The sequence below is a fragment of the Janibacter sp. CoH_79_TC_3 genome (assembly GCF_058197955.1).
Map to the genome: position 1 here is coordinate 233,034 of NZ_JBXWIV010000002.1, position 17,711 is coordinate 250,744.

At 43.8% G+C, this 17,711-nt stretch carries 13 protein-coding genes; 1 reads left to right on the forward strand and 12 read right to left on the reverse strand.

The genetic code is table 11. The annotated features are described in order from the left end of the window. Positions 1-75: 75 nt before the first annotated feature. Positions 76-882, reverse strand: coding sequence for an enoyl-ACP reductase FabI (locus tag AC2FA3_RS03095; RefSeq protein WP_490508260.1), 807 nt, complete (start codon positions 880-882; stop codon positions 76-78). A 364-nt stretch (positions 883-1,246) separates the two neighbouring features. Between AC2FA3_RS03095 and folE the strand changes: the two genes are divergently transcribed. After that, positions 1,247-1,843 carry a GTP cyclohydrolase I FolE gene (gene folE, locus AC2FA3_RS03100; protein WP_227686311.1) on the forward strand — a complete coding sequence of 199 codons (597 nt, stop codon included), beginning with the start codon at positions 1,247-1,249 and terminating at the stop codon, positions 1,841-1,843. Positions 1,844-1,968: 125 nt separating this feature from the next. On the opposite strand, the gene AC2FA3_RS03105 is transcribed toward folE, so the two are convergent. The 11 genes from AC2FA3_RS03105 to AC2FA3_RS03155 all read right to left on the reverse strand — a co-directional run bounded on the left by AC2FA3_RS03105 (position 1,969) and on the right by AC2FA3_RS03155 (position 17,701). Next, complete coding sequence (locus AC2FA3_RS03105) at positions 1,969-3,279, reverse strand: iron-containing alcohol dehydrogenase (RefSeq protein WP_490508262.1); 1,311 nt, start codon at positions 3,277-3,279, stop codon at positions 1,969-1,971. 321 nt (positions 3,280-3,600) lie between these two features. Beyond that, positions 3,601-4,803, reverse strand: coding sequence for a low temperature requirement protein A (locus AC2FA3_RS03110; RefSeq protein WP_490508263.1), 1,203 nt, complete (start codon positions 4,801-4,803; stop codon positions 3,601-3,603). A gap of 56 nt (positions 4,804-4,859) precedes the next feature. Next, positions 4,860-6,572, reverse strand: coding sequence for an ABC transporter ATP-binding protein (locus tag AC2FA3_RS03115; protein ID WP_490508264.1), 1,713 nt, complete (start codon positions 6,570-6,572; stop codon positions 4,860-4,862). Position 6,573: 1 nt separating this feature from the next. Then, complete coding sequence (locus AC2FA3_RS03120; RefSeq protein ID WP_490508265.1) at positions 6,574-7,656, reverse strand: ABC transporter permease; 1,083 nt, start codon at positions 7,654-7,656, stop codon at positions 6,574-6,576. After that, positions 7,656-8,726, reverse strand: a complete 1,071-nt coding sequence (gene yejB, locus AC2FA3_RS03125; protein ID WP_490508266.1) for a microcin C ABC transporter permease YejB — start codon at positions 8,724-8,726, stop codon at positions 7,656-7,658. The genes AC2FA3_RS03120 and yejB overlap by 1 nt, the downstream gene beginning before the upstream one ends. 42 nt (positions 8,727-8,768) lie before the next feature. Beyond that, positions 8,769-9,548 carry a hydroxyacylglutathione hydrolase gene (gene gloB, locus AC2FA3_RS03130; protein ID WP_490508267.1) on the reverse strand — a complete coding sequence of 260 codons (780 nt, stop codon included), beginning with the start codon at positions 9,546-9,548 and terminating at the stop codon, positions 8,769-8,771. A 179-nt stretch (positions 9,549-9,727) separates the two neighbouring features. Further along, complete coding sequence (locus AC2FA3_RS03135; RefSeq protein ID WP_490508268.1) at positions 9,728-11,563, reverse strand: extracellular solute-binding protein; 1,836 nt, start codon at positions 11,561-11,563, stop codon at positions 9,728-9,730. 229 nt (positions 11,564-11,792) lie between these two features. Beyond that, positions 11,793-12,902 (reverse strand): 3-phosphoserine/phosphohydroxythreonine transaminase, encoded by a 1,110-nt coding sequence (gene serC / locus AC2FA3_RS03140; protein WP_490508269.1) that lies wholly within the window; start codon positions 12,900-12,902, stop codon positions 11,793-11,795. A 107-nt stretch (positions 12,903-13,009) separates the two neighbouring features. Continuing rightward, positions 13,010-13,885: a hypothetical protein gene (locus AC2FA3_RS03145; protein WP_490508270.1), complete on the reverse strand. Its 876-nt coding sequence runs from the start codon at positions 13,883-13,885 to the stop codon at positions 13,010-13,012. 147 nt (positions 13,886-14,032) lie between these two features. Next, entirely contained in the window at positions 14,033-17,065 is a 3,033-nt protein-coding gene (locus AC2FA3_RS03150; protein WP_490508271.1) for a M48 family metalloprotease, read from the reverse strand. Positions 17,066-17,104: 39 nt separating this feature from the next. Further along, positions 17,105-17,701 carry a LemA family protein gene (locus tag AC2FA3_RS03155; protein WP_490508272.1) on the reverse strand — a complete coding sequence of 199 codons (597 nt, stop codon included), beginning with the start codon at positions 17,699-17,701 and terminating at the stop codon, positions 17,105-17,107. Positions 17,702-17,711 lie beyond the last annotated feature (10 nt).

Here is a 17,711-nt window from a genome sequence, read left to right on the forward strand (position 1 = left end):
TATTATAACCAAAAAAGACAGCCAATTGGCCGTCTTCCCTACTACTTAAATGATATAACCGCTCATTACTAATAACTATTTTGTCTCATCAAGCATCATTAACTGCTCACTAATGGCGACGGTATTAAAACCTGCATCCACAAACATAATCTCGCCGGTGATACCAGATGCCCAAGGTGATAATAAAAATAGCGCCGCATTACCGACTTCAGCTTGGGTAATATTACGCTGAAGCGGGGCGATTTTTTCACTGATATCGAGCATTTTACGAAACGATTTGATGCCGCTTGCCGCAAGCGTACGGATAGGACCTGCAGAAATGGCATTGACACGAATACCTTCACCGCCCATCGAAGTGGCAAGGTAGCGCACGCTGGCCTCTAAACTGGCCTTTGCCATGCCCATGACGTTGTAATTTGGCAATACCGAAATACTACCTTCATAAGTCAAGGTCAGCATAGAGCCATGACGCATGGCTAACAGCTCACGTGCTGCTTTTGCTAATGCTACAAAGCTATAGCTTGAGATATCATGGGCAATTTGGCTGCCTTCACGAGTCGTAGCATTGACAAAATCACCATCCAACTGATCCATCGGTGCAAAGCCAATCGCGTGTACCACGCCATCAATACCATCGCCCCAATGCGCTGTCACTTGCTCAAAGCATGCGGCAATCGACTCATCCGATGCCACGTCACACTCAAGTACCAAATCAGCTTCAAAGGCTTCTGCTGCCATATCGACACGTTTTTTAATTTTATCATTTGGATAAGTAAGAATTAACGACGCGCCTTCACGGTGCAGCGCTTCAGCGATTGCCCAAGCGATAGAAAGTTTGCTTGCGATGCCGGTGACGACAAAGCGTTGTCCTTGTAGTAGCATAATATTTCCCTGTAAATCGATTTAAATGATAGATTATTTTTAATAACTCGCTCACAAATAGCGAGTAAAAGTACAAATTAAAAGATGACTCATTATACACGAATTGATTTAAGTAAACACTCGTATACTATATTTACTTACACGGTATGAACGCCTAATCTCTTGTAATAGTAACATCTAATACTGATTAAACAATTATCCACTGACCACAGCAGTATGAAGTTGAGGGGATTTCAAGTATAATCACAACCCTTCCCAGCTTGCACAATTTTTATAAAAATCCTTTACAACCGTTGTTTGTAACTGTTGTTAATTAGGGATTTAGCGTTAAGCTACACCCACATTTTGGATGGCTGCCAAACTTATGAGCAATACCCCAACAATAGCAACAGATTTTCAAGAAAGTGTTGAATCCTATCGTCAGCTAATAACTTCAACTGGCGAAGACTTAGAGCGTCCTGGCTTACAAGATACCCCAATACGCGCTGCAAAAGCGTTTGCGCATTTAACTAAGGGTTATCATCAAAGCTTGGATGAAGTGGTCAATGGCGCAGTATTTCCATCGACCAATCGTGAATTGGTCTTAGTGCAAAACATTGAATTTTATTCATTGTGTGAGCATCATATGTTGCCATTTCATGGCGTCGCGCACATCGGCTATTTACCAAACGGTCAAGTATTAGGATTGTCAAAATTTGCTCGTATCGTTGATATGTTTGCTCGTCGCCTGCAAATTCAAGAGAATTTGAGCGAACAAGTGGCACAAACGATTATGGATGTGACAGGTTGCCGCGGTGTAGCAGTAGTCATGGACGCCGCGCACATGTGCATGATGATGCGCGGTGTCAACAAACAGCATTCGACCACGCGCAGCACAGCGATGCTTGGCGAGTATGTACACGACAATCAAGCACGTAATGAATTTTTAGATGCGGTGCCTAAGCGTAAACCTGCGTTCTAAGTATCTATTAAGATAAAACCAGCGATAGATATAAAAAGTAAAGAAAAAGAGCACATTGCGATATCAGCAATGTGCTCTTTTTTATTTTTAGAGGGTGTTATTTAGAGACTATTAAATTAGAGCTATTAAGCAACTTTATCAGTTTTTGAATCTTGACTGGCATGCTCATCACTGGCTTGCTTAATCTTAGTTAAAATAGCCTTGATTTCAGAAGCGGATAGATAAGTCGGTACCGCATAAGTATCGCTGACTTCTTTTGCAGCAGCTTTGGCGATGTTACTAAAATCACTACTCTGCATATCCTTAACAGTTGGATCGATATTTAACGTTGCAATCAGTTCGCGCACTTGCGCGATGAGATGGTCGGCAATCTCAGCATCGCTCTTGCCAGCTTGACCCGATTTGACCATACCGGTCTTGCGAGCCAGCTCTGCCAATCTTTTCTTGCTGCCTTTACGATTGACGTCAAGCACATACGGCAACACGATGGCATTGGCGCGACCATGAGGGATACTATAATGCGCCCCCAACTGGTGAGCGATAGCATGGACGTAACCTAGACCGGCTTTATTAAAAGCGATACCGCCGTAATGAGCGGCAATACCCATCTCTTCACGGGCTTTAAGGTTGCCACCATCTTTATAAACCAGCGGTAGGTTTTGCATCACAGATTTGACCGCAGAAGCGGCATAGTAATCCGTCTCAACGCTGGCATTGGCACTCATCCAAGCCTCTAAGGCATGTGTCAACACATCGATACCCGTATCGGCTGTGATATGCGCAGGCATACCTTTCATGATAACAGGGTCAATAGCCGCTGCTAATGGCACCATTCTTGGGTCGATAGACAGGGCTTTTTGATGGGTTTTATCATCTGACACCACCGCACCAAGGGTCGCTTCTGAGCCCGTGCCCGCTGTGGTAGGAATACAATAAAGCGGAACCGAAGGCTTTCTAGCTTTCAAGATACCGATAAGCTGTTTTGGCTTGCAGTTATTGCCTTGTGACATGGCAATCATCTTAGCTGCATCAATAACTGAGCCGCCACCGATGGCAATAATTGAGTCGCATTTAGCGTCGACAGACTTACGTAGTCCTTCTTCGACAACCTTAAAAGTAGGGTCTGGAGTAATGCCATCGTATACTTTATAGCTGATATTTTTGCTATCTAGATAATCCGTGACTTTGGCAGGGATACCAAGTTTGTTTAATACCGCGTCAGTAACGATAAAAACATTGGTATTGCCTTCATTGATGACCATGTCGCACAAATCTTCACACGAGGTCTCACCGACGAATAACATCGGTCTTCTGATAGGCACAACGTAAGCGAAAGCTTTTAATACTTTGGCACGCGTCTTGGCAACCGCCAAATAGCCAGCATGCTGTAAGCCCGTGCTATTGACCAGTTTAGAAATAGTATTTTGTTTTTTCATGGGTACAAAAATCCTTTTTAATGATGCTAATACTAGCAATAACGACAACTTAAAGCAGTGATTCATCACCGCTGTCAAAATAAAAATGCTGTCAAAATAATGGTACTTTTAATGAAAGTACTGTGTCAGCGTCTACCTACAGTAAACTACTGTCTAAACTTATTGTACCACCGCCATTTTTAGGATGTCGTGATTATTATGAACTGCTATGTTCTGATTATTTAGCGCCTCATTCTTGCTTATGTGCTGCTTATATTTTTACTTATTAAGCAGTCAATCGATAGTCACTATAAACTTGGTTGTAACACCTTAATCCGCTTCTTAGACCAGCCACTGCTTATTATCTTGGTTAAAATACCAAATCATCACCACAGGTGCCAAGATACTGAGCCAAATACCGTAAGTAATCGGCAATCCTTGTACGACCGCCATATAACTCAGTCCAATGATTATCAAAGCAATGAGCATGGCGATGACATTATGACTCGATTTACGGCACATTAATTCGCGCAGTATGGTGAGCGTTAATAAAAACACACTCAGCATAGCCATCAACATGCCCATTGCATAAGGCTGGGAGATAATTTGATAGCCCGGAGCGCTGGTATCAGCGGCAGCAGATTCTGTGACCAAATTTAGCATACTGCCTAGACCGGCGATTGAAGCAAAGATAAAAAAATGACCATAGCCAAATAAAAACAAGTCATGCCGTCGGCGCTCTTTATTCAAAATGGTATCGAATGGCACGATAAAATATAACCACCATAAAGAAAAAACCAAAGCAACCAAACTTGAACCTAAGAAAATAATGGAGCTGGCGGCTGAAGCAGAATTGACCAGAAAATACTGAATACTGTTACTGACGCCGACCACACCCTCACCCAATACAATGATGGTTAATAGCCCGTAACGCTCCGCAATATGCGCTGGATGCCAATTATTAAACTGCTCTGAGCGCGCCCACACAGGCATGAGGAGCTCTGCTGCGATAAACAAGAACAAAGCGGGCGTTTGTAGCGATGCGGGTAAAAACAGCCAGCTTATCCACAAGGCTTGCAAGGTTAACAAACCGACCATACTGCGTCCAGCAACTTTTTGGTGACCCGGTACTTGTCGATAGACGCGCCACCACTGACTACAACTCGCCAGCCGCATAATGGCATAACCAGTGACACCAATCCATGTCAGTCCTTGCTCATAAAACTGATGAATATTAGCCGCTATCATCAGTGAGCCAAACATCTGAAACATCACCGATAAGCGATAAAACCAATCGTCAGGGTCATATCCTGACGCAAACCACGTAAAGCTGGTCCAAGCATTCCATAGGATAAAGAATGCCAAGATAAAGGTTAAAAACCCTGAAAGATCATGCTCACTCAAGCGATTATAAAAACCATTGGCAGCGGCGGCGACAGCAATGACATAAACCAAGTCAAACAACAGCTCAAGCGTGGTTGAGGGACGATTTGGCTCGCTAGTATCTCGCGCTTGGATGGGTTCTATCTTAAGCCTACTTATCATGTAGTGAGTTCCGATGTCTCTAAATTCATATAGTTATTTGGTCTTAGCTGCTTAGTCTATAGCACACTTGCCTGCAACAACTGCTGCGCATACGGATGCTGCGGATTATTAAACACATCTTCACTACGACCAGACTCAATACATCTACCTTCCTTTAATACCATAATATGCTGACATAAGGCACGCACTACTTTTAAGTCATGACTGATAAACACGTAGCTGATTTGCAATTTTTCCTGAATCTCACGTAGCAAGTTGACCACAGTGACCTGCGTGGTGCTATCAAGTGCAGACGTTGGCTCGTCCAATATTAATAAACTTGGCTGCATAATGAGTGCACGGGCAAGGGCTACGCGCTGGCGTTGACCACCTGATAGCTCATGCGGATAACGCTGCGCAAACTCAGCTGGCAGATACACAGTAGCCAAACTATCCATCACCGCCTGCTGGCGTTCTGCTTTGTTGACACCTTGAACCAGCAATCCTTCTTCGACGATTTGCATGACCGTCATGCGTGGATTAATACTGGCAAAAGGGTCTTGAAACACCATTTGAATCTGTGAGCGAAACTGACGTAGCTCACGTTTGGACAATGCCGTAATATCTTGTCCATTGACCATTATTTGTCTACTAACATGGGCTTGATTACTAAGTAATTGACTTAACGCCAGCGCAATGGTGGTTTTACCAGAGCCTGATTCACCAACGATACCTAACGCCTGCCCTTTTTGCAGGCTCATATCAACGTCTTTTACGGCATCAAACCAACGTTTGGTTACGCTAAACACGCTTTTTTCAAGCGGAAATTGTACTTGTAAGTTGCTGACTTGCAATACGGTTAATAACTGACTTTCATCATTTAATAAACTTAGCGCTTGTCCAAAATCTTGCTTGATAAGCGAGCGGGTATATTCAGCTTTAGGCTGACTAAATACCATTGCGGTTTGCCCTTGCTCAATCGTCTGCCCTTGGCGCATAACGATGACGTCATCGCTGTAGCGTCTGACTAGATTGAGATCATGGCTGATGAGTATCATTGCCATATTGTGCTGACGCTTAAGATCATCCAGCAGCTCAAGGATTTCATGTTGTAAAGTCACATCAAGCGCGGTGGTTGGTTCATCAGCGATTAAGATATCAGGCTGCTGCGCCAATGCCATCGCAATCATCACCCGCTGACGCTGACCACCTGATAGCTCATGCGGATAGCGATTCAGTTTATCAACAGGCTTAGTGATATTGACATCGTCTAGCAAGGCAATACTTTTTTCGCGCCATTGTTTTTTGGCTACGCCGCTGAGATGCAATGATTCAGCAATTTGTTTGCCGACTGTATGCAATGGGTTGAGCGCGGTCATTGGTTCTTGAAACACCATACCGATACGCTGCCCGCGAATAGAGCGCAGCGCTGCATTACGTATCTTATTATTCGCTATCGGTAGTGTCACCATTCCTGTTACATCTGCTAATTGCACCTCACCGGTCACGGTCAAATTATCTGGTAGCAAACCCAATAGTGCAAGACTGGCAATCGACTTACCAGAGCCTGACTCACCTACTATAGCTAACGTCTGCCCTTGCCTCAGCTCATACGATAACTTATCTACCAGAGCAACACCTGCATGAGTTATGATGCTAAGTTTATCTACGGTCAGCATTAACTTATTTTGGCTATTGCTATGATTATCATTTAAATAGGCATTTTTCTCAGTAGCACTTCGCTCAGTAGTAGTCGTCATATTAGCGTTTATAATCTTATCAGTTGTCATATCAGGAGCGCCTCGGATCAAAGGCATCACGCAGCGCTTCGCCAACGAAGATAAGCAATGACAAAATAAAGGTTAAGCTAAAAAATCCCGATAACGCCAACCAAGGGGCATCGAGATTATTTTTCCCTTGGACCATTAGCTCACCAAGTGACGGTGACCCAGGTGGCAGACCATATCCTAAAAAGTCCAGCGCGGTCAAAGCAATAATATTAGCCGTTAAAATAAACGGCAGCTGTGACAAGCTTGATGCCAATGCATTGGGCAAAATATGTCTTAGCATGATTTGGCTATCCGATACCCCAAGATTACGCGCGGCACGAACATAATCAAAATTACGCGCTCGCAAAAACTCTGCCCGTACCAAACCGACTAGTCCCATCCAACCAAATAACAGCATCATGGCAAACAGCATAAAGATACTGGGGCTAAACAAGCTGACCAAGATAATGATCATAAACAGCTGCGGCATCCCGCCCCATACTTCCATAAAGCGCTGCCCTGCTAAATCTACCCAACCACCATAATAACCTTGTATCGCACCGACGATGATGCCAATTAATGCACCCGCGAGTGTCAGTGCCAAACCGAACAACAACGATACCCGCAACCCATAAAGTATCCGCGCCAGCACATCACGACCTAAATCATCTGTCCCAAGCCAATTTTGGCTGTTGGGCGCGGCTGGATATGGAATACCTAGCTCAACGTTAGGTGTCTGGTCGGCAAAGGATATGAGCGGCATGATATAAAAACCCTGCTCATCAATCAGCGTTTGTACCGCAGGGTCTTTATAATTGGTTTCAGTCTCAAACACCCCACCAAAAGTCGTCTCAGGATAGGCTTTTAGGACTGGGAAGTAATAGTCACCCTGATACTGCACCAATAGCGGCTTGTCATTGGCAATCACATTGGCTGCCATACAGATGACAAATATCAGCGCAAAAATAAACAGCGATATGACACCAAGACGATTATGGCGAAAACGGTTTAGGCGTGCTTGCCAAATAGGATTTAGGCGACGTTTTTTTTCTATAGGAATCGAAGAGCCGCTTGAGGGCACTGAAGATAATGGATGACTTGACATTAGCGCCCCTCAAAGTCGATACGGGGATCAATTAAGTGATAACTTAAATCACTGATTAACTGTAATAACAGCCCCACTAAGGTAAAGATAAACAGCGTGCCGAATATCACTGGATAATCACGCTGCTGAATGGCTTCAAAACCCAACAATCCCAAACCATCAAGCTTAAAGATAATTTCAATGAGAAAATTACCGGCAAAGAAAATCCCAACGATGGCCGCTGGGATACCCGCAATAATAATCAACATCGCATTACGAAACACATGACCGTACAGAACTTGACGTTCACCCAACCCTTTTGCTCGCGCAGTAAGCACATATTGCTTACCCAGCTCTTCCAAAAAACTAAACTTGGTCAAATAGGTCAAGCCAGCAAAACCACCTACCGTACTTGCTAGCAGAGGCAGCGCTAAATGCCAAAAATAATCTTTAATTTTACCAAGTGCGCTTAATTGATCAAAATTCTCGGAAGTTAATCCTTGCAGTGGAAAAATATTCCAATAGCTGCCACCGGCAAAGAACACCAAGAGTATGACGGCAAATACAAAGACGGGAATCGCATGACCGATAGCCAGTAGCATGGCAGTAACTTTATCTATACCTGAGCCATGATGCATGGCTTTATAGACGCCCAGTGGAATGGCTATCATATAAATCAGCAAGGTGCTCCAGAGCCCAAGCGAGATGGATACTGGCAGTTTTTCTATAATCAAATCGGTTACCGACTGCCCTTTAAAAAACGACTCACCAAAATCCAGTTTGGCATAGTTCTTTAGCATCAGCCAAAAGCGCTCAGGTGCTGACTTATCAAAGCCATATTGCGCATTTATCGCCGCCACCATCTCCTCTGATAAACCACGTGTCCCTTGGTAAGTGCTATTGTTGCCACCGGCACTACCCGCACCGATATTACCACTGAGCGCACTGTCTTTTGCGCTTTGCTCAATAAGTGCCAGTTGCTGCTCAACAGGGCCGCCCGGCGCAGCTTGGACAATGACAAAGTTCGCCAGTAATATCAAAAATAGCGTCGGTAATATCAGTAGTAACCTTTTTAAGATATAACGACCCATAACGGCGGCTTCCTAAAATAAAGAAATATGATAACTTAACATTTAGAAATTGTTTTTTAGCTCACGTAACGCGGCAAATACTGTCAAAGACTTATCATCATCAATAGTGACTTTAGACTTCACCCCTGCTATCACACTCGGCTCTTGCGTACGCAAAAACACATTGATTGCGCGCTCATGCTCTAATGTCACAGGCAATGTCGGAATGCCTTGGGCGGTTTTTTCTTCTGCTTGCGCAAGCGCTTGCTGCATCGCTTCACTCGCAGGTTCAATAGATAAACCAAAGCGTAGGTTGCTGGCAGTATATTCATGGGCAGGGTACAGCAGCGTCTCAGCTGGCAAGCCATTTAAACGCTTAAAGCTCTCATGCAATTGCTCAATCGTGCCGGTAAACACACGTCCGCAACCGGCACTAAATAAGGTATCACCGCAGAAACAATGCTTCTGTCCATCGATATCTAAAATATAAGCCACGTGGCTTGCGGTATGGCCTGAGACATCCCATACTTGTGCGGCGCAGCCCCAAGCACTGACCGTACTACCGTCTTTGATAGTCTGGTCTTCATCGACATTATGCTCTGTATGCGCAACCAGATGCGTCATCGGATAAGATTCTTGCAGCTCAGCGACGCCACCGATATGATCATGGTGATGATGCGTGGTCCAGATAGACGTCAGCTCTAAGCCGCTTTCTGCTAAATAAGCGATAACTGGCTCGGCTTGACCCGGATCAATGACAATCGCCTGTTTATTGCTATCATTAATTAATGTCCAAATATAATTGTCATTAAATGCTTTAATGGGGTGAATACGAATACTCATGTAAAGTCCTTAGCAGTGATTGTCTTTATTGCGAATGTCTTGTATGTAATTTTTAAACCAACTAAAAAATTATGCAGAGTCATTGCATTTATTGGCTTAAGCCATTTTTATAAATTATTGTTTCGAGCTGTTTTTTAAAACTATTGCTTCTAACGATCGTTTGGAGCCATTATCTTAAACTATTGCTTCAAATATTGATTAACACGGGCTTCCGCTGCTTTATCTGTCCACCAATAATCGATACCGATAGCATTGGTCGGCAGTTTTGCAGTATGCCGATATTGATTCCAGTAGGCAACATTGGTGCTAGATTTGCCGTATAAAGGTACTAAATAATGACCTGCCCGTAGCAGGCGATCAAGTACGTGAGTATATAAGACAATCTCATCGCGACTTTTAGCGTCGCCCAATTTTTTAATAACACTGTCAATCGCAGGGTTTTTAATACCGATGGTATTAGCGTTGCCCGCTTCATCAGCGGCGGTGCTACCCCAAAAACCCACTTGCTCAGCGCCAGGCGATAGACTTTGGGCGAAGACATCGACGACCATATCATAGTCAAAACGGCGCATGCGCTCGTAATATTGTGGCCCATCGACTTGACGTAAGGTCGCATCAAAGCCCAAACGCTTTAGATTACGAATATAAGGCAACAATACACGCCCCATGGTCTCGCCTGTCATCAAAATCTCAATTTGAGCAAGCTTGCCGTTTGGCTGATACAACTTCATATCTTGATAATAAAAACCCGCATCTAGCAATAGCTGACGCGCCTTTAACAACCTGTCACGATTAAAGCCGCTACCGTCACTGGTTGGTAATTGCCATTCCGTCAATACTGCTTGGCGCTGAATCGGTTCAAGCTTGGTTAGCAATGGACTTAACACCTGCATCTCAGCCGCAGATGGTGTACCAGTAGCAGCAAGCTCGGAACCATGAAAGAAGCTTTGCAAACGCTCATACTGGTCATGGAATAAGGTTTTATTCATCCATTCAAAATCGTAAGCCGCCGTCAAGGCTTGGCGGACACGAATGTCTTGAAAAATTGGCCGGCGCATATTCATCACCAAACCTTGCATCGGTACTGGATTTTCGCTGTTTATGGTTTCTTTATTAATCAGACCTGCTTTGACGGCGGGGAAATTGTAACCTGTTGCCCAATTAGAGGCTTTATTCTCCGGGCGGAAACGATATTGCCCAGATTTAAAACCCTCAAAAGCAATCTCATCACTTTGATAATAGACAAACTTAATCATATCAAAGTTATAACGACCGCGATTGACCATCAAATCACGACCCCAATAATTGGGATCACGCACATAGCTGACCGCACGCCCTGCATCAATGCGCCCAAGTTTATAAGGACCGCTGCCCATGAGCGGCGTCAAGGTTATTTTCTCAAAATCTGTATCAATCGATGACTTAGCAAAAATAGGAAACTGCCCAACCGTTAATAAAATCTCTTTATTGTCATCAGATTTAAAGACAAACTTTACTCGCTGCTTATCGATAATCTCAATGTCTTTGATATCACCCAAATAACTGCGGATATACATCGGCCCTTTATTCAATATCGCCTCATAAGTGGCTTTGACATCACTACTGGTAACCGGTGTCCCGTCCCAAAAGCGCGCGGCAGGATTAATATGGTAAATAATCCAACTGGTATCATCGGGATCATACGTGACTTTATTTGCCAGCTGCGGATACATGGTAAAGGCTTCATTGAGTGAGCCAGTCATCAAGGTATCATACAGATAGTCCGTACCAACCATCGCCACACCTGTGGTCATCCATTTATTGGCCGCATTAAAGGTGCCGCGTGCATCCAGTGAAAGCGTACCACCTTTGGGCGCCTTTGGATTGGCATAGGGCATGTACGGTACGTCAATATACTCAGTGGTACTATTATGCCCAAGCGCAGTCGTGGTGATTGGCGCCGCGATACTAGCAGGTATCCAGCTGATAGTAATGGCAAGCAAGACGGCTTTTAGCATGGTATTTTTTAGCATCATGACTGTATAACGACCCTCTACTCTAAATCAATGTGGATAAAAAATGCGCGACTGACTGCAAAATATACGATTGACGAAATTTTATCATAACAAACTTAGGTTTTTTAACCTAATGCTTTGCGGTGTTAAGGTTGCTACATAACGCATTATGCCCCTTAAAAAACGCTAATAGACATAAAAAAGACGCAGCTCATAAAGTTGCGTCTTTTGTTTTAAAACTTGTACTGACTTAAGCGTGCTTTTTTTCAAAGGCGATCATAAAGTCAACCAACTGCTGTACCCAATCTAATGACACTGCATTATAAATGCTGGCGCGCATGCCGCCAACATCGCGGTGACCTTTTAGATTCATCAAGCCTGCCGCTTCCGACTCTTCTAAAAACACTTTATCAAGGCTGCTGTCGGCTAACGTAAACGGCACATTCATGATAGAGCGATATTTAGGGTCAACTGGGTTGCTATAAAAACTGCTGTCATCAATCACCTTGTAAAGCAAATCGGCTTTTTGTTGGTTAATTTTGCCGATAGCAGCAACGCCGCCCTGCTCCTCTAACCAATCAAATACCAGCCCTGCTAAATACCAAGAATACGTCGCTGGCGTGTTTGACATTGATTCTTTTTCCGCCTGATGCTCATAATTCATCAGCAGCGGGCACCACTCACTCGCTTTGCCCAATAAGTTTTCACGGATAATCACGATAATCAGACCTGCTGGCCCGATATTTTTTTGCGCACCCGCGTAAATCATGCCAAATTTAGAGACATCAATGGGCTGTGACAAAATGCAAGAAGACATATCGGCGATAATCGGCGCATCGACTTGTGGCGGCTCAAATATCTGCAAACCATGAATGGTTTCGTTGGCGCAGTAGTGGAAATACGCTGCATCTTTACTCAGGTTCCAATCGCTTTGGGCTGGCACGTCGGTAAATTTACTGTCTTTACCCGTTGCGACCACATTAACCTCGCCCAAACCCAGTTTGGCATAGCGCTGTGCTTCTTTAACCGCTTTACCAGACCAGGTACCTGTCGTTAGATAATCTGCGCGGCCACCATTTAATAAGTTTAATGGAATCGCTGAAAACTGTAAGCTGGCACCGCCTTGTAAAAACAGCACTTTATAGTTATCTGGAATGTCCATTAGCGAGCGCAATTTGGCTTCAGCTTTTTCGGTAATCGCGAGGTATTCTTTACTACGGTGACTCACTTCCATGACCGACATACCGCGTCCCTGCCAATCAAGCAATTCTTCTTGAGCGCGTGATAAGACGGCGGTCGGTATGGTGGCAGGTCCTGCTGAAAAATTGGCTACACGGTTAGAAGCGGCTTTAGTGGTCATAATCAATATCCTAAATATGATGAAATCATCGTAGTTATTAAAGGTTAAATGTTGAAGGTGAATTTTATCGTTATTTTTTAATCTCTGTCATAGTAAGTGGCAAGCCTTTAATTCAGCTTTGATAACTGCTCCCAAAGCTGACGTTTAAGGCTACTATCAGTAAGCATGTCATCAAGTGTCGGCACAGTGGTAAAGTTCGGATGCTCAAGGCCGTCAGGCAACGCCGTCAATGCGGCAACTTTTATCTCTTCGCTACGACCAATCTTAAACACATATCCTGCAAGGCTGGCATTGGCAAGCTCTGCTGCATCCATACCTTCACAAATAGGAAATGAGGTCGTCTCACAGGTGATGGATAGCGCTTGGGTGATATTTTGCCAAAGCTTTTGGCTGTCATTGTTGAGTGCTTGGATATCAACCAAAACCACCCAATCGCCGTAGCGGCCACCTTGTAAATCAAATGGTGCAATCTTTTTAAAGCTTTCCTCTTGAAAGCCTTCTTCTTTAAAACTTTCCTCTTCAAAGCTCACAGCATGATTTATATTACTAATAGCAGCTTGCCGAACGACAGTATTTACAAAGGAAGTCGCGGCAGGCTTAGATACATCAGGGGCAGTCGAGTCAAAACTATAGGTAACTGGGCTTTGAGGTTCAGGCTGAATCAAACCTGTCTCATTCGCATCATCGTAATAATGGTTAATAGACTCATCATCTACCATACCTGATATAGCATCAATATTTGAGGATTTAATATTCGAAGATTCAACGCTTGGCTGTTCAGTGGTGGTCGCAGAAGAAGTGCTAGCATTAGCTAAAGTTGGGTTAGCTGTAGTCTGCTCGAGCAGAGCAGGCGCAGAAATATCTGCGATATTCATGGTTTCAGAGCTCGGCTGCACCCACTGATTGATACCCATCATCGCTAAAATCTGGCGCTGCTGCATACGATGCTGCATGACAACTAGCGGGTCTTGGATATCACTCATGCTTATTTACTATCCTACTTATCTAAAATGGATTTACAGGCTGTTACTGTCAAAAAAAACAACGAAGAAAAATAATATCAAAAAACATTTAAAACATATTGCTTCTTGCCAGCAAAACACTTACTTAAATGTAGTCAATTACATTGATTAGAAAAGCTCTCGAACCCCTAACCAATGATTAGCTAGCATGGTCAAACAGTCATATTCATCTTGACTGACTATCGTATCGTGTAACATCACTGTATGCAACGTACTCAGCCATTGCCGGTAAGTATTATAATCATATGAATGATGACCAGTGGCATTACCCGCATTACCTTCCTGTATATAAGCATTATAATCTATTTGACCGCTGCCCTGTTGCCTCTCTTGAGAATTATCCTCACGTTTGGCTTCTGATGCAGCCGACTTACAGACAGGCGCTATAAAAATAGGCACCGCTTCTATCAACGCCAATAATTGGACACTATTTAGATTTTGCGCGGTCAATAATAACCATTGCAAGTTTGCATCACTAACGACTGCTAAATCAATATCAATCAAACGTGCATGACGTCGTAAATCCACAAGATAATGAGCACTGCTAGCACTATTAAAGAGCACTGCACTATGTACTGAGCTATCTAGTGCGGATATTATCTGCCCTTTGGCATCTTTTGATAAGCGATAAGCCAATAAAGTAACCATTGTTCTCGCGGCAACATCAAGACCATCAAATACTTCTCCTGAAGGATCAAGCTGAGCATAAATATCATCCGTACTAGCGTGTAATACTTGCTGCCATAATGTCTGCGCAGGTATATGCGACTGCGATTGTTCATCATTTAATATGGCAGACAATATCGGTAATAATTGCTGCAGCTGTAGCGCTTGCCATAATGCTAAGATTGATGGCAACCGAAAATCGGTATTTCCTGAAAGAGTGAACACTGGTTTATATTCATCAATACAACCATCATCATTAGATAATTTATCAGCAAAGTTTTGGCTTAAATCTGCCGTTAGATAGGTTTTAAAGACTTCAATAATACCTTGCTGATAGCGTATCAGCATCGTACGACATTTTTTTTGCTGCATATAATGTTGATGATATTGATTACTATGATTAGCTTTATACTTTAAGCGTAATTCATTAGTAGCGCTTTCTGACAGATTATATTGTCTCAGTTGCTTTAGCGCCAATGCTAGCAACGCACTGTCTAAACGCCGATCAAGACTTGCCACCGTCTCCAATAATTTGTGATCTAACCTATGTGGTAAAAATGGCGTGTTGCTGCTAATACCAGCGCTATAATTGTTGCTGATTTCAGTAGCAGACGTAACATCCTCATGCAGTCCAAGCCAAATATCGGTTAAATCATAAGTCGCCGTTGTTGACAGCACGTGACCTTGATGACACAGCAGCACTGCTTCAATCAATGCTTGCGCCCCTAACGGATGATAACTGTGATTGATCACATACTGTGGTAACGATACTTTTTCTATATCCTCGATACCAATTAATGTATCTGATGCTAAGTCACTGTCAGGTTTTGCTTGCCATGGCTTTAGCAACTGATGAGTGCCTATCTGCTCTGCTTGTACCTGCAAACGACCATCAATGACCACATCCTGTTCTACAACAAACTCAAGCCCCGCATCGGCTTCCGATTGGTTGTTCATTTCAACTGTAGAAAAGGCAGCGACTTCTTTATTGATAACGTCATTAGAGCAATCGATGATGCTGTTATTAATAGAGGCTGATGGATTGTTAAATATTGACGAGCATTGCGTATTTGTCTCTTGTTTAATCTTGCTTAGGCTATTTGCTGTTACCACGCCCCAATCACCCAATCGCCGCTGTTCATATATCTCTTTAATCTTTTGTTGATTGATGCGTTTTTCTTTAGCAACCTGCACCGCGAAATCATGATAAGCATTGTCGTTAATAGCGCTCATACGCTCAGTCAAGCTTGGATGCGTAGCAAACCACGAGAAGTCACCCAAATCCGCCCCGCTACTGGCAAAAAAGAAATGACTAAGCCCATTGATATCGGCGATACCGGTTAAGCGCGAACCAAGCGAATCTTGATAGATGGCTTTTAAGGTTTCCATGATCGCAGGCGAGCGTGTTAGCTGTACGCTCGTCGCATCAGCGAGTAACTCACGTTCACGATTAAAGCTGTGTTTAATGAGTTGAGCACTGGCCATGCTTGAGAAGCTCAATCCATGTATTAGTAATGTCCAGATACTTCGCGGCGCTTGCCGATCAGTGGCAGCTGTGCTTTGTAGCCACATCGACTGAGGCTTAGCAGATGACTGCTGATTTTTGGATTGATTTTGCCAGTAGGTGACCCACTCATTATGAGTCGTAAAGCTTGCTGTCTGCGCTTCAGTGCTACGGGCATGACTATCAATGGCTCTTTGGGGTAAAGGGTTATTTTGATTGACCGCATTGTCAAAATAATTTTGCTGCTTATTATGACTGCTAGCGCCAAAGTTATTGACGGAATCACTCCAGTCATAAAGTAATTGCAAGCCTGCTAGCACGACCATTAGCTGTAAATTGAAGGTGGCATCGCCATGCAAGATATGACCGTATTCGTGCCCTATCAAGCCATACAACCCCTCATCGGACAGCTTATCAAGCGCGCCTTGAGTGACAACCAATACCATATCTTGACTATGACGGCCGGCAACGAAGCCGTTAATCCCTTGCTCATCAGGCAGAACATACAAAATAGGCATACTCAAACCCGAGGCAATGGCGAGCTGTTGGGCAATCTCATAATAACGGCGATAAACAGGCGGGAAATCACGCTCATCGCGTACCGCGATATGAAGAGCACTAAAACGAACTTTCTGTACAGGCTGATGTTGATGAGCAACCCCTTGACTATGCTGCCAAGCATCTTGGCTATGGTCAATGAATAACCGAACGGCGCCTACGCGCTGAGCAATCGCACGACCACCTGCTACTAAGCGTCTATATTCTAAAAAACTACCAATGACGAAGCTACCGATCGTCCATACAACCACCAGTATTAACACCCAGTAATAAATGCCACCGGTAAACATCTTCAGCAGCAGCGACATAATAGCGAGCGCCACCGCAATATGGGCAAATATAATGAGAAAAAATAGCCCATAGAGCAATAAGCTGCGCCGAGTATGGCTACGCTGTGCACCAAAGAAATCCATCTACTTATCTGACCTAGCGATAGCTAAATGCATATAAAATCAACCCATATTAACGACAGGTGCTTGCGCAATTACCTTTCTGTCTTCAAATACCAATGGGCTGAGTGGTCGAAAGCCAAAGGTACTGCTGACAAGATTATTTGGAAACACCTCGCGGTCATTGTTATAAAACATCACGCTGTCATTATAATGCTGACGTGCAAAGCCAATCCGGTTTTCAGTATTGGTCAACTCATCCATCAACTCTTTAATCATACTATCCGCTTTTAGCTCAGGATACGCTTCCACCACCGCTGAGAATTGACCTAATGCTTTAGATAACATCCCTTCTGCCTTGGCAAACAGCGCCATGTGTTCAAGCGAATCTGGCTGATGCTTGCTAGAATCCTGCAGACTTTGAGCATGATTACGCGCACTAATCACGCGTGTTAGCGTTTCTTCTTCGTGCGCTAAATAACGCTTGGCTGTCTCAACCAAATTTGGAATTAAATCATGACGACGTTTTAGTTGTACATCTATCTGTGCAAAGCCATTTTTTGCTTGGTTGCGGGCACGCACCAGCTTATTAAAAACGGATACCCCAAAGACCACGACCAATACAGCCACTGCAATGAACAGCCAAACAAACATTTTCATAAACAGATCC

Bases quoted from the DNA above. Each gene is read 5' to 3' on its own strand.
- AC2FA3_RS03095 (WP_490508260.1), bottom strand. From the start codon at position 882: ATGCTACTACAAGGACAACGCTTTGTCGTCACCGGCATCGCAAGCAAA.
- folE (WP_227686311.1), top strand. From the start codon at position 1,247: ATGAGCAATACCCCAACAATAGCAACAGATTTTCAAGAAAGTGTTGAA.
- AC2FA3_RS03105 (WP_490508262.1), bottom strand. From the start codon at position 3,279: ATGAAAAAACAAAATACTATTTCTAAACTGGTCAATAGCACGGGCTTA.
- AC2FA3_RS03110 (WP_490508263.1), bottom strand. From the start codon at position 4,803: ATGATAAGTAGGCTTAAGATAGAACCCATCCAAGCGCGAGATACTAGC.
- AC2FA3_RS03115 (WP_490508264.1), bottom strand. From the start codon at position 6,572: ATGACAACTGATAAGATTATAAACGCTAATATGACGACTACTACTGAG.
- AC2FA3_RS03120 (WP_490508265.1), bottom strand. From the start codon at position 7,656: ATGTCAAGTCATCCATTATCTTCAGTGCCCTCAAGCGGCTCTTCGATT.
- yejB (WP_490508266.1), bottom strand. From the start codon at position 8,726: ATGGGTCGTTATATCTTAAAAAGGTTACTACTGATATTACCGACGCTA.
- gloB (WP_490508267.1), bottom strand. From the start codon at position 9,548: ATGAGTATTCGTATTCACCCCATTAAAGCATTTAATGACAATTATATT.
- AC2FA3_RS03135 (WP_490508268.1), bottom strand. From the start codon at position 11,563: ATGATGCTAAAAAATACCATGCTAAAAGCCGTCTTGCTTGCCATTACT.
- serC (WP_490508269.1), bottom strand. From the start codon at position 12,902: ATGACCACTAAAGCCGCTTCTAACCGTGTAGCCAATTTTTCAGCAGGA.
- AC2FA3_RS03145 (WP_490508270.1), bottom strand. From the start codon at position 13,885: ATGAGTGATATCCAAGACCCGCTAGTTGTCATGCAGCATCGTATGCAG.
- AC2FA3_RS03150 (WP_490508271.1), bottom strand. From the start codon at position 17,065: ATGGATTTCTTTGGTGCACAGCGTAGCCATACTCGGCGCAGCTTATTG.
- AC2FA3_RS03155 (WP_490508272.1), bottom strand. From the start codon at position 17,701: ATGAAAATGTTTGTTTGGCTGTTCATTGCAGTGGCTGTATTGGTCGTG.